This is a genomic window from Bordetella pseudohinzii (assembly GCF_000657795.2).
Classification (GTDB): Bacteria; Pseudomonadota; Gammaproteobacteria; order Burkholderiales; family Burkholderiaceae_B; genus Bordetella; species Bordetella pseudohinzii.
On the sequence record NZ_JHEP02000012.1, the window covers coordinates 21,347 to 34,609 of the forward strand.

The 13,263-nt window shown below is 68.4% G+C and carries 11 protein-coding genes and 2 riboswitches; all 11 genes read right to left on the bottom strand.

Annotated features, from left to right (window positions below):
• Positions 1–58: 58 nt before the first annotated feature.
• Positions 59–2,932, bottom strand: a complete 2,874-nt coding sequence (gene gcvP / locus L540_RS15430) for an aminomethyl-transferring glycine dehydrogenase (protein WP_043214115.1) — start codon at positions 2,930–2,932, stop codon at positions 59–61.
• A 50-nt stretch (positions 2,933–2,982) separates the two neighbouring features.
• Positions 2,983–3,360, bottom strand: coding sequence for a glycine cleavage system protein GcvH (gcvH, locus tag L540_RS15435; protein ID WP_043214113.1), 378 nt, complete (start codon positions 3,358–3,360; stop codon positions 2,983–2,985).
• Positions 3,361–3,447: 87 nt separating this feature from the next.
• Positions 3,448–4,548 carry a glycine cleavage system aminomethyltransferase GcvT gene (gene gcvT / locus L540_RS15440; protein WP_043214111.1) on the bottom strand — a complete coding sequence of 367 codons (1,101 nt, stop codon included), beginning with the start codon at positions 4,546–4,548 and terminating at the stop codon, positions 3,448–3,450.
• 71 nt (positions 4,549–4,619) lie between these two features.
• Positions 4,620–4,731: riboswitch (glycine riboswitch) on the bottom strand.
• 24 nt (positions 4,732–4,755) lie between these two features.
• A riboswitch (glycine riboswitch) is annotated at positions 4,756–4,848 on the bottom strand.
• Positions 4,849–4,905: 57 nt separating this feature from the next.
• Positions 4,906–5,961, bottom strand: coding sequence for an alcohol dehydrogenase (locus L540_RS15445; protein ID WP_043214109.1), 1,056 nt, complete (start codon positions 5,959–5,961; stop codon positions 4,906–4,908).
• A complete protein-coding gene (locus tag L540_RS15450; protein WP_048026505.1) occupies positions 5,958–7,064 on the bottom strand; it encodes a glycerol dehydrogenase in 1,107 nt (368 codons plus the stop codon). The genes L540_RS15445 and L540_RS15450 overlap by 4 nt, the downstream gene beginning before the upstream one ends.
• Positions 7,061–7,825 (bottom strand): SDR family oxidoreductase, encoded by a 765-nt coding sequence (locus L540_RS15455; protein WP_043214106.1) that lies wholly within the window; start codon positions 7,823–7,825, stop codon positions 7,061–7,063. The genes L540_RS15450 and L540_RS15455 overlap by 4 nt, the downstream gene beginning before the upstream one ends.
• A 13-nt stretch (positions 7,826–7,838) precedes the next feature.
• On the bottom strand, positions 7,839–8,378 hold the full coding sequence (locus L540_RS15460; RefSeq protein ID WP_043214104.1) for a 2,4'-dihydroxyacetophenone dioxygenase family protein: 540 nt from the start codon (positions 8,376–8,378) through the stop codon (positions 7,839–7,841).
• 30 nt (positions 8,379–8,408) lie between these two features.
• Positions 8,409–9,113, bottom strand: a complete 705-nt coding sequence (locus L540_RS15465; protein ID WP_043214102.1) for an ABC transporter ATP-binding protein — start codon at positions 9,111–9,113, stop codon at positions 8,409–8,411.
• Positions 9,097–10,875, bottom strand: a complete 1,779-nt coding sequence (locus L540_RS15470; protein WP_043214100.1) for a branched-chain amino acid ABC transporter ATP-binding protein/permease — start codon at positions 10,873–10,875, stop codon at positions 9,097–9,099. The genes L540_RS15465 and L540_RS15470 overlap by 17 nt, the downstream gene beginning before the upstream one ends.
• Positions 10,876–10,887: 12 nt before the next feature.
• Positions 10,888–11,760, bottom strand: coding sequence for a branched-chain amino acid ABC transporter permease (locus L540_RS15475; protein ID WP_043214098.1), 873 nt, complete (start codon positions 11,758–11,760; stop codon positions 10,888–10,890).
• A gap of 60 nt (positions 11,761–11,820) precedes the next feature.
• Positions 11,821–13,035, bottom strand: coding sequence for an ABC transporter substrate-binding protein (locus L540_RS15480; protein WP_048026507.1), 1,215 nt, complete (start codon positions 13,033–13,035; stop codon positions 11,821–11,823).
• Between the last annotated feature and the right edge of the window lie 228 nt (positions 13,036–13,263).

A 13,263-nucleotide genomic window follows, 5' to 3' on the forward strand; every position in this document is an offset into this window, starting at 1 on the left:
AAACGCGCCGTGACGGCGCGTTTATTTTTTTGAACGGCGGCGATCGCGGCTGTCGGGATCAGGCGTAGGCCTCGATGGGCAGGCAGGCGCACACGAGGTTGCGGTCGCCGTAGGCATTGTCCACGCGCGCCACGGGCGGCCAGTACTTGGTCTCGCGCAGCGAGGCCACCGGATAGGCCGCCTGCTGGCGCGGGTAGTCATGGTGCCATTCTTCGGCCAGCAGCATCTGGGCCGTATGCGGGGCGTTCTTCAGGACGTTGTCCTCGCGGTCGCGCTCGCCGCGCTCGATCTGGGCGATCTCGGCGCGGATGGCGATCATGGCGTCGATGAATCGCTCCAGCTCGTGCAGGCCTTCGGATTCGGTGGGCTCGACCATCAGCGTGCCGGCGACCGGGAAGCTCATGGTCGGGGCATGGAAGCCGTAGTCCATCAGGCGCTTGGCGATATCCTCGGCGCTCACCCCGCTCGTGTCCTTGAGCGGACGCACGTCCAGGATGCACTCGTGGGCCACGCGGCCATGGCGGCCGGCGTACAGCACGGGATAGTGCTCGCGCAGGCGGGCCGCCACATAGTTGGCGTTGAGGATGGCGACCTCGGTGGCGCGGCGCAGGCCTTCGGCGCCCATCAGCGCGATGTAGACAAAGGGGATGGCCAGGATGCCGGCCGAGCCGAAGGGCGCGGCCGATACCGGGCCCACCTTGGCCTGGCCGTCCAGCTTGCCCTGCTCGTTGACCACGCCGGGCAGATAGGGCGCCAGATGGGCGCGCACCGCCACCGGACCCACGCCCGGACCGCCGCCGCCGTGCGGGATGCAGAAGGTCTTGTGCAGGTTCAGGTGCGAGACGTCCGAGCCGAACTTGCCCGGCTTGGCCACGCCCACCATGGCGTTCATGTTGGCGCCGTCGAGATAGACCTGGCCGCCGGCGGCGTGCACCAGTTCGCAGATCTCGGTGACCGCCTCTTCGAATACGCCGTGGGTGGACGGATAGGTGATCATGAGCGCGGCCAGGCGATCGCCCACTTGCGCGATCTTGGCCCGCAGATCGGGCAGGTCGACGTTGCCGTCGGCGTCCGAGGCCACCACCACCACTTCCATGCCGGCCAGCTGGGCCGAGGCGGGATTGGTGCCATGCGCCGACGACGGGATCAGGCAGACATTGCGCTGGTGTTGGCCGCGGGCCTGGTGGTAGCCGCGGATGGCCAGCAGCCCGGCGTACTCGCCCTGGGCGCCCGAATTGGGCTGCAGGCTGATATTGTCGTAGCCGGTGATCTCGCACAGCGCGGCCGAGAGGCGGTCGATCAGTTCGCGGTAGCCGGCGGTCTGCGCGGCGGGCGCGAAAGGATGGATGAGGGCGAACTCGGGCCAGGTGATGGGGATCATCTCGGCCGTGGCGTTCAGTTTCATGGTGCACGAGCCCAGCGGGATCATGCTGCGGTCCAGGGCCAGGTCCTTGTCGGCCAGCTTGCGCAGATAGCGCAGCATATCGGTTTCGGACTGCACGCTGGAGAAGATGGGATGCGACAGGATGGGCGTGGTCCGCACGGTGCCCGCCGGCAGGCCCGCGCCGGCCTCGGCCGACAGCGACGCGGCATCCAGCGCGACCTCGGGCTTGCCCAGGCCGGCCGCGAACACATTGATGAGCGCCTGCAGATCCTGCGCCGTGACGGTTTCGTCCAGCGACACCGCCAGGCGGGCATCGTCCACGCGGCGCAGGTTGATCTGCGCGCGCTCGGCGGCCGCCAGGATGGCCGGCGCGGCAGCGCCGGCCTGGACCAGCAGGGTATCGAAATAGCTGTCGTTCTCGACCGTCAGGCCGAGCGCCTGCAGCTGTTCGCGCAGCGCGCCCGTGAAGCTGTGCACGCGGGTGGCGATGCGGCGGATGCCCGCCGGGCCATGCCAGACCGCGTACAGGCCGGCCATGACGGCCAGCAGCACCTGCGCGGTGCAGATGTTGGACGTGGCTTTCTCGCGGCGGATGTGCTGCTCGCGCGTCTGCAACGCCAGACGCAGGGCCGGGTTGCCTTGCGCATCCTTGGACACGCCCACCAGGCGGCCCGGCATATTGCGCTTGAAGGCATCGCGGCAGGCCATGAAACCGGCGTGCGGGCCGCCGAAACCGAAGGGCACACCAAAGCGCTGGGCCGAGCCGACGGCGATGTCGGCGCCCCACTCGCCCGGCGGCGTGAGCAGGGCCAGGGCCAGCAGATCGGTGGCGCAGGCCACCACCGCGCCCTGCGCGTGGGCCGCCTCGGCCAGGGCGCGGTAATCGACCACGCCGCCCAGGCTGTGCGGGTATTGCAGCAGCACGCCGAAGCACTCGGGCAGGCCCTGGCTTTCGTCGCCGATCACGATCTCGATGTCCAGCCCTTCGGCGCGCGTGCGCACCACCTCGATGGTCTGGGGATGGCAGTGGCGGGAGATGAAGAAGACCTGGCTCTTGGACTTGGCGCCGCGGCGGGCCAGCGTCATGGCCTCGGCCGCCGCCGTGCCCTCATCCAGCAGCGAGGCATTGGAGATGTCCAGGCCGGTCAGGTCGGCCACCATGGTCTGGTAGTTGAGCAAGGCCTCCAGGCGGCCTTGCGAAATCTCGGGCTGGTAAGGCGTGTAGGCCGTGTACCAGGCCGGGTTCTCGAGCACGTTGCGCAGCACCACATTGGGCGTGTGCGTGCCGTAATAGCCTTGCCCGATGTAGTTGCGGAACACCTTGTTGCGCGCGGCCACCTGCTTCAGTTCGGCCAGCACGTCCGGTTCGCTGCGCGAACCGGGCAGCGCCAGCGGCGCCTGGTTGCGGATGCGGGGCGGGACGACTTCCTCGATGAGGGCGTCCAGGCTGGCGCAGCCGATGACGGCCAGCATCTTGGCCTGGTCGGCCTCGGAGGGGCCGATATGGCGGGGAATGAAGTCGGAATGAGTGTCTAGGGCGCGCGACATGGTGTTCTCGAAAGTCGGAGTGAGCGCGGGCCGCGGCCCGCGCGGGGCGGTCAGCCGTTGGCGACCGCCTCGTAGCCGGCCGCATCCAGCAGCTTGTCGGCATCGGCGGCATTGGCCGGCTTGATCTTGAAGATCCAGGCCGTGTAGGCCGACTCGTTGATCAGATTGGGGTTGGCTTCGAGCGCGTCGTTGAACGCGACGATTTCGCCGTCGACCGGGGCGTAGATGTCGGAAGCCGCCTTGACGGACTCGACCACGCCGGCGGTTTCGCCGGCCTTCAGCGTGGCGCCGACGTTGACGTCGCCCACGAAGACCAGGTCGCCCAGCTGGTCCTGGGCATTGTCGGTGATGCCGACGACGAAGACGTCGCCTTCGGCCTTGACCCACTCATGGGAGGAGGTGTACTTGCGATCGGTAGGCAGACTCATGGGAACTCCTGGAGAAATCCGGTGATAGGGGTATGGAAAAAGGTAAGCGCGCCTTGCGCGCGGACAGGCCGCGCGCAAGCTTGGAGTTTACGAGTGTTCGACGGCTTTGCCGTTGCGCACGAAGGGCAGTTTGACCACGGTGGCCGGCACCCATTTGCCGCGGATGTCGACCTCGACCGCATCGCCCGGCTTGACGGCCAGGGGCAGGCGGGCAAAGGCGATGGACACGCCCAGGGTGGGCGACATGGTGCCGCTGGTGGTCTCGCCAAGGCCCTCGGCGGTGCGCACCGCCATGTGGGCGCGCATCACGCCGCGCTCGGCCAGCTTCAGGCCCAGGAAGGCGCGGGGGGTGGCGAATTGCTCGAGCGCCTCGCGGCCGATGAAGCGGCGCGACTCGTCCTTGAGCGACACCGTCCAGGACAGACCGGCCTGGTTGGGATGGATGAGTTCGTCCATGTCCTGGCCGTAGAGATTCATGCCGGCTTCCAGGCGCAGCGTGTCCCGCGCGCCCAGGCCGCAGGCCCGCACGCCCTGGGCCGCGAGGTCTTGCCAGAGGCCCGCGGCCGCGCCAGCCGGCAGCACGATCTCGAAGCCGTCCTCGCCGGTATAACCGGTGCGGGCCACCAGGACATCCTCGGGCAGGCGCGCCGCGGAAAACGGCGCGAGGCCTTCGGTTTCGGCCTGCCAGGCCGGACGGGCCGCCCAGACCTTGGCCCGGGCATTGGGGCCTTGCACGGCGATCATGGCCAGGTCGCGGCGCGGCGTGATGGCGACATCGAAGCGGCCCGCGGCCGCCACGCGCGCCATCCAGGCCATGTCCTTGTCGGCCGTGCCGGCGTTGACGACCACGCGCCAGCGGTCGGGCGCGAAGTAATAGATGATGAGATCGTCGATCACGCCGCCCTGCGGGTTGAGCATGCAGGAATACAGGGCCTTGCCCGGCGTGCTCAGGCGGGCGACGTCATTGGCCACCAGGCGGCGCAGGAAGGCCGTGGCGTCCGGGCCGGTGACATCGGCGTTGAGCATGTGCGAGACATCGAACATGCCGGCGTCCCGGCGCACCGCGTGATGCTCTTCCAGCTGCGAGCCATAGGCCAGCGGCATTTCCCAGCCGCCGAAATCGACCATGCGGGCGCCGGCGGCCAGATGGGTTTCGGCCAGGGGAGTACGTTTCAAAGAGGCGGACATGCGGGGCGCTCCAATGGCATAGAGGAATGCCGGCCCCAGGGATGCGGAAAGCGCCCGGTAGCCGGTCGGGTTTCCGCCCCTCTGTCCTTTTGCCTGAGAGTTGCCCCGCGCGCATGGCGGGTTTGCACCTTCGGCGCCTGGGCTGACCGCTAGGCGGCGCCAGGTCTCTCCAGAGTGCTGTTACGGTCAGCCGCCCAGCGGCTGGCCGTGCAATGCGCGGTATGGGTTACCTGAGCGATTCCGGGCGAATTGCGCCTTCGGCGGCGGACCTGGCGGCCCGCTCTCTCCCGCGGCATGCATGACAGCGTGCGAAGCATACAACGAAAGCACGGGCCGGCAAAACCCGGATTCGCCCGGTCAGGGCGTCATGATCATGCGTCCGACAATGCGGCCGGCTTCCAGGTCGCGCAAGGCCTGGCTCAGGGCGCCCATGCCGCAGGTCGAGACCGGGATCAGCTCCAGGCGTTCGCGCGCGACCAGGGCGACCAGCTCGCGCAATTCAGGGAGCGACCCCACATAGCTGCCCTGGATGGTCACCGACTTCATGGGGATGAGCGGCAGCGGCCAGGGCGCCGCGCCGCCGAACAGCCCGACCAGCACCAGGCGCCCGCCCTTGGTGAGCAGATCGAAACCCAGCCCCGCCGATTCCGGATTGGCCACCAAGTCCAGGACGGCCCGCACCGGGCCGCCCACGGCGTCGCGGATGGCCTGGGCGGCATCGGGCGCCTTGGGATCGATGGCGGCCAACGCCCCGGCCCGCAGGGCGGCCTCGCGCTTGGCCGCGTCGACCTCGACCACCACGGCGCCCGGCGCGCCCATGGCCTTGAGCAGCTGCAGGCTCATCAGCCCCAGGCCGCCCGCGCCCACCACCACGATGGGGCCGCGCCGCAGGACATCCTCGCCGATCTTGCGCAGGGCCGAAAAGCAGGTCAGCCCCGAGCAGGCCAGCGGCGCGGCGCGCACCGGGTCCAGCCCCTGCAGGTCGACCAGATGGCGCGGGTCGGGCACCAGGATATGGTCGGCGTAGCCGCCGGCCCGGTTGATGCCTATGGTGCGCGGCGTCAGGCAAAGATTCTCGCGTCCCTCCTGGCAGACCTCGCACTGCCCGCAGCCTATCCAGGGATAGACCAGGCGCACCGCGCCCAAGGGCACGTCGCCGGCGTCCTCGCCCACCGCCTCGACGATGCCCACGGTCTCGTGGCCCATGGTCAGCGGCAGGGTCACGCCGCGCTCCTTGAGCGACAGCGTGCGCCCATGCCCGAGGTCATAGCCGCCGTGCCAGAGGTGCAGATCCGTGTGGCAGACGCCGGCGGCGCGCACCCGCAGCAATACCTCGCGGCCGCGCGGCACAGGAGTGGGGGTGTCGGCCTGCGCCAGCGGCTGGCCGAATTCCGTGACTTGCATGCTTTTCATTGTGTGTCTCCCGCGCCAGGCGCGTAGCTATCGCCCGCGCGCTCGGCCGTCCCCCAGGCTTGCGCCTGCTCCAGGACGGCCCGCAGACGCGCCGGCGTGAGCGCCGGCAGCAGATGCCGGCTGTATTCCGTGGCGAGCGTGGCGTCGATCAGTCTTTGCCACTCGCCCCCCTCCAATTCCCGTCGCAGGCCCAGCGACCTCAGGCTGGCCGGCAGGCCGACCGCCCGCATCAGCGCCAGCACCGGCCCCACCTCGGCGGGCTCGCAAGCCATGGCCGCCATCTGCGCCAACGTGCCGAAGGCCACCAGTTCGCCATGCAGGCAGGCCGCCAGCTCGGGCACCGTGGTCAATCCGCGCACCAAGGCATGGGCCAGCGACAGGCCGCCGCTTTCGAAACCCAGCCCGGACAGCAGCACCGTGGCCTCGACCACGGCCTCGACGTCTTCTCCGCCCTGGCGGGCGCGCACGGCCCGCATGGCTCGCTCGCCATGGGCCAGCAGGATCTCCAGGCAGCCGTCGGCCAGCCGCAGCGCCGTGGCGGTGGCGCGATAGCCATAGGCATTGAGGCCGCCGGCCTGCACACAGGCCCTGGCCTCGAAGGCCTTGCTCAGGGCATCGCCGATGCCGGCGGCGAACAGGCGCGCCGGCGCGCGCACGATGACATCGGTGTCGACAAGCACGGCGTCGGGATTGCGCCGCAATTTATCCACGCCGGCCACGGCATGGCGCGCGTCATAGCGCACGATGAGGCGGCTGGTGGGCGCATCGCTGGACGCGGCGCTGGGGCAGACCACGATGGGCAGGCCGCGCTCGCGGGCCACGCCCTTGGCGCTGTCGATCGTCTTGCCGCCGCCAAAGGCCACCAGGCAGTCGATGCCGTCGGGCAGGCGGCCGGCCAGCCCGGCGATCTCCTCGCGCGTGCATTCGCCGCCGAAGACCAGCCGGGGCATGCCGGCCATGACCCTGGCCGCCAGGTCCGCGACGGCCGGATCCACCACGGCCAGCGGCCGCGAGCAGCCCAGTTCGGCCAGCAGGTCCGACAGGCCGGCCAGGGCGCCCGGGCCTTGCAGATAGCGTCCCGGGAAACCCATGCCCGCGATCATGACATCACCCAGCCGCCAGCCACATCCACCACCTGCCCGGTCACGAAGGAAGCCTGGGGCGAGGTCAGGTAGAGGCAGGCGTCGGCCACTTCGGACGGCAGCCCCAGCCGCCGCAAGGGCGTGCGGGCCACCACCTCGTCATTGACGCCATCGGCCACGCCGCGCACCAGCGGCGTATCGATGCGTCCCGGCGCCAGCGCGTTGACCGTGATGCCATGCGGGCCCAGTTCGCCAGCCAGATGCCGGGTCAGCCCCGCGATGCCGGCCTTGGTGGCGCTGTAGTGCGCGGCCACCATGTCCAGATAGACCTTGCCCGCCACCGAGGACATGAAGACCATCCGGCCGAAGCCGCGCGCGATCATGCCGCCGGCCAACAAATGCGAAAAATAGAAGGCGCTGTCGAGGTTGACCGAGACCACCCGGCGCCATTCGGCCGGGTCCATCTGCTGCACGGGCGCCGGCCGGCCCGCATGCTTGGGCGAGATGCCGGCATTGCAGACCAGCGTGTCCGGCGCGCCCAGGGCGTCGCCCAGGCTGCGCACGGCGCGCCGGCAGGCATCCAGGTCTCCCACATCGGCCGCCGCGAAGGCGGCGCGCGCGCCCAGCGCCCGCAGTTCGCGCGCCTGGCGCTGGCCGGCCTCCTCGTCCAGGTCGACCACGCCGACCGCCGCGCCGCGCGCCGCATAGGCCTGGACGATGGCCTGGCCGATACCGCGCAGGCCGCCCGTCACCAACACCACCCGGCCTTCGTGATCCCGCATGCTGGCCTCCGGTTCAGCGGATGAATTGCTTGATGTAGTCATCGGGCAGGCCCAGCGACTGGTAGTGGCGCCGCGCCGTCTCGATCTTGGTGAACACATCCTCATAGCCCTGGGCCACGCCCTCCGGATCGACGTAGGTGTAGCCGCCGGTGACGTGGAACCAGGTGATCATCTCGGGGACATCCTCCGGCACATAGAGCGTATGGGTCTCGCCGGCCGGCTCGAAGGCATAGCCGCCCTGTTCGGCGACCCAGTCATGCTCCAGGTAATACCAGCGGCCCTTGAGCACCATGGCATGCACCGGGCCGGTATGACGGTGGCGCGAGACCACGCCGCTGCCGCGCACGCGCAGCAGATTGATGTAATAGCCCTGGCTGGCGCACAGCAGCAAAGGCTTGAAAGACACCGTCGAGGACGACGGCACCCACAGCTTGTCGTCGGCCAGCCAATCGGTCGCCGCGCCGGGATGCACGAGATCGCGCATCATGTCCGGCGCCTGCGGCAGCCGGTAGGCAATGGCCTGTTCATCGGGACGATGGATGTTTCCGCTCATGATGCAATCCTCCTTGCGCTTGCGCAGTGTTCAATGGCCCAGGTACGCGCGTCGCACGTGCGGGCTGTTCAGCAACTCTTCGCCGCTGCCGGACAGGGCGATGCGCCCGTTCTCCAGCACATAACCGACGTCGGCCAGCTTGAGGGTGTGATAGACGTTCTGCTCGACCAGCAGCACGGTGATGCCCTGGCGCACGACGGTGCGTATCACGTCGAACATCTGTTCGACCAGCAACGGCGACAGGCCCAGCGAGGGCTCGTCGAAAATCAACAGCCGCGGGCAGGCCATCATGCCGCGCGCGATGGCCACCATCTGCTGCTCGCCGCCGGACAGCGAGCCGGCGAACTGGTCCAGCCGCTCGCGCACGCGCGGAAACAGGTCCAGCACCTCGCCCAGCCTTTGCTGCACGGCCGGCCGGGCGCTGCGCTTATAGGAACCCATCAGCAGGTTGTCGCGCACCGTCAGGAAGGGAAAGAGCTGGCGGCCTTCCGGAATCATGGTGATGCCGCGCTCGACGATGCGGTGCGGCGCCTCGCCGGCGATCTGCCGGCCTTCGAACTCGATGCTGCCCGCCGTGGGGCGGACCAGGCCGCACAGCGTCTTGAGCGTGGTGGTCTTGCCGGCGCCGTTGGCGCCGATCAGAGTCACCACCTTGCCTTCGGGGACATCCAGGCTGATGCCCCGCAAGACTTCGCTCTTGCCGTAGCCGGCCGACAAATCACGAATGTTGAGCATGCAGGTACTCCTTGCCGAGATAAGCCTCGATGACTTGCGGATCGTTGACGACCTCCTGCGGCGCGCCGCTGGTCAGCACCTGGCCCACATTGATGACCAGGATGCGGTCGGACAGGGCCATGGTGGCCTGCATGAGATGCTCGATGAGCAACACCGACACCCCGGCATCGCGCACGCGGCGCACCATGCGGATGGCGCGCTCCACATCGGTGGGGTTCAGGCCCGCCATCACTTCGTCCAACAGCAGGATGCGCGGCCGCGTGGCCAGGGCCCGCGCCACTTCGAGGCGCTTCAGTCCGCCGACGGTCAGGCTGCGCGCCTCGGCGTCCAGGCTGCCCGACAGCTCCGTCAGCTCGGCCACCTGGCGCGCGATGGCCTCGGCCTCACGGCGATCCGAGGTATGCAGGAAGGCGCCCAGCATGATGTTCTCCAGCACGCTCAGGCCCGAGAAGGGCTGGGCGATCTGGAAGGTGCGGCCCACGCCGGCGCGGGCGAAAGCCTGCGAATCGGCCGGCTGCTCCCAGCCCTTGGGGCCGCGCACGCTCACCGTGCCGCTGTCCGGGCGGATAAAGCCGGAGAGCTGGTTGAAGACCGTGGTCTTGCCGGCGCCATTGGGCCCGATCACGCCCAGGATCTCGCCTTCATGCAAGGTGAGCGACACATTGTTGGTGGCATGCAGGCCGCCAAAGTGCTTGTTCAGCGCTTCGGCCTTCAGGATGGGTTCGCCGCGCCCGCCGCCGGCCGCGGCAAGCGGCGCGGCCGGCGCCACGGGCGGCTCGCCCAAACCCGGCAGGCGGTCGATCCAGGACCGCAGGCGGGCGCCGAAGTGGCCCACGATGCCGCGCGGCATGGTCAGCACCACCACCACGAGAATGACGCCATAGATAAAACCGTGCATACCGCTGCCGAAGGCGCCCAGCCAGCCGCGCGCCAGTTCCGCGATGGGCACCACCAGCACCGTGCCGGCCAGCGGCCCGGCCACGCTGCCCAGGCCGCCGATCAGGGCGAACATCGCGATCTGGATGGACAGCTCCAGCGAGAAGGCCGCCGAAGGCTCGATGAAGGTCAGGTACATGGCATGGAAGGAACCCACCATGGCGGTCAACATGGCCGAGATCACGGCGGCGGCCAGCTTGACGCGCACCGTATCGATGCCCACGGCCGGGGCGGCGTATTCGCGCTCGCGCACGGCCACCAGGTAAAAGCCCAGCCGCGAATGGCGGATGCGCCAGGCCGCCCACAGGGTGACCAACAGGAGCAAGAAGGCCACCAGCAGATAGGCCCATTTCTCGCGGAAGATCATCCACGGCAGGCCGATATTGAGCGGCACGCTCAGGCCGGCCGCGCCGCCCGTCCAGCCGTCCTGGTGGACCACCAGCAGCTTGACCACTTCCAGCACGGCGATGGTGGCCAGCGCGAAGAAAGGACCGCGCAGGCGGAAGGTGGGGTAGGCGATCAGCAGCGCCACCAGCGCGGCCAGCGCCATGCCCACGAACATGCCCAGCCAGGGTGAGATGCCGAAATGGATGACCAGCAGCGTGGCGGCATAGCTGCCCACGCCGTAGAACACCGCGTGCCCGAGCGAGAGCTGGCCGGCATAGCCGCCGACAATGTTCCAGGCCGTCGCCAGCGCGCCGTACACGCAGATCAGCACGAACAGGTGATAGACGAAAGGCGATTGGATGGCAAAGGGAATGATCAGCAGCAGGGACAGCGCGAGCAGGCCCATGTAGACGCGCGGGCGTCGGATATCCGGAAACATGGCAGGCCCTCTTTATTCAGATCCGCGGCCCAGGCCGAACAGGCCGGTGGGGCGCAACACCAGGATGAGCAGGAAGATCGCGAAATAGACGATTTCCTTGAGGTCCGGCGCGATGTAATAACCCGCCAGGCTGTCGACCAGGCCGATCAGCATGGACCCCAGCAAGGCGCCCAGCAGGCTGCCCATGCCGCCCAGCACGACGATGACGAAGGCGGTCAGCACGAAGTACGTGCCTATGGTCGGAAAGGCCGGATATTGCGGCGTCAGGAGCGCCGCGGCCACGCCCACGAAGGCCGAGCCGATGGCGAAGGCCAGCACATAGATGCCGCGCACATTCACCCCCATCAGGGCGGCGGCATTGCGATGCTGGGCCACGGCGCGGAAGGCGCGGCCCAGGTAGGTGCGCGTCATGAACAGATGCAGGCCGCCGGCCAGCAGCAGCGCCACCGCCAGGGTGATCACCTGTCCGCTCACCACGCTCAGGCCGCCGAACGCCAGGATGCCGGTGCCGGCTTCGACTTGCGTGGCGCGCACATCGGCGCCGAAGACCAGCAGGGCGAGATTCATCAGGGCCGTTGAGACCCCCACGGTGGCGAAGATCTGGATATGACCGTCGGCATCGAGCAGCGGCTGGATGATGAAGCGCTGCATCGCCGCGCCGACGGCGAACAGCAGCAGGGCCACCGGAGCCACCGACACATAGGGATGCCAGCCCAGTTTCATGGCCAGCAGATAGGTGGCGTACATGCCCACCATCAGAAACTCGCCGTGGGCGAAGTTGACGACGCGCACCACGCCGAAGATCAGCGTCAAGCCGATGCTGATGATGGCGTAGGCGCCACCGAGCAGCAGACCGTTGACGATCAATTGCAGAAGAATGTCCATCTCGGGATGTCCTGGGCGGGGCGGGCGGCCCGCGCCGCCCGCCCGCCGGATAATGCGGGATCAGCGATTGACGATGGGCTTGGCCACGGCGGCGGCCTCGGGCCAGACGGTGACCAGCTTGCCGTCCTGCCACTGCATCAGCGTGGTGGTCGCGGCGCGGTTCTGGCCGTTGTCGCCGAAATCAAAGCCCCAGCCGGCGGCGTTGCTGCCCACGGGCTGCTTGTAGGCCAGCACGGCGGCGCGGACCTTGTCCTTGTCCAGCGAACCGGCTTTCTCGATCGCGTCCAGGAAAGCGCGCGCGCCCACGTAGTTCACCAGGCTGTGGCCCGAACGCGGCTCGCCATTGAAACGCTTCTTGTAGGCGGAGACGAAGTCCGACAGGCCGGGCGCGCCCTTCTCGTTCATCGCGAACTGCGGAAAGTCGATGTCGAAGGCGCCGTCCATATCGCCGTTGAGGGCCTTGGCCGTGTCGGACAGCGAATAGCCGCCGCCGGCGCCGATGACGGCGCGCGGCTTGTAGCCCGCCGACTTGGCCTGGCGGAAGTACAGCATGGTGTCGTTCTGATACGACGTCTGCAGCACCACGTCGGCCTGGGCGCCGCGCAGGCGCAGGATCAGCGAGGACAGATCCACCGCCTTGGCCGAGTAAGGCAGGACCTGCACCACATTCAGGCCCAGGGCCTTGGCGCGTTCTTGCTGGAAGCCGGCGATGGTTTTACCGTACAGGCCGTCCTCGTGGATGATGGCCAGCTTCAGCGACTTGGGATCCACGCCAAGCGCCGGCGCCACCACGTTGACCACGCCCTCGATGGTGCCGTTGGCGAAATCGCGCGCGGTGGAATTGCTGCGGAACACATACTTGAAGCCGCGGTCGGTCACGCTGTCGGAGACGGCGCCCAGCTCGAAGAAGGGCACGCCGGCCAGCTCGGTGACCTGGGTGGCGGCAAAAGACAGCGCCGAGGAAAAGCTGCCGAACACGGCCGAGACATTCTCCACCGAGGTCAGGCGGCGGGCCTCGCCCACGGCCTGGTTGGCGTCCACGGCGTCAGCCTTGACCAGGGCAATCTTGCGGCCCAGCAGCCCGCCCTGGGCATTGCGCTCCTCCACCGCCAATTGCAGGCCGCGATAGCTCTCGTCGCCCAGCTGGGCCAGCGCGCCGCTGAAGGGAAACAGCGCGCCCATCTTGATGTCATCGGCCGCCAACGCGGTCGCCGTCACACCCAGCGCCACGGACACGCCCGCCAGCCAGCGCGCGCAAACCTTTGCCACTTCCATGTCTTGTCTCCTGTCGTCGTTGGACCCATGGCGCGCCGCCCCGGAAGCAATTGAAGCGCTTCAATTACGGGATCAAAAAAAAGCCAAATCATTGGTAATGCCGGCCTTTATTGCGCTTATTGGGTGTCTCAGTATTTTTGAAACGCTTCAATTTTGGGGTCGTTTATGGCAAGCTGTCAATCCACGCACGCTGGACTTCGCGTTTTCCCCAAGAGGCGTCTTGGTTAC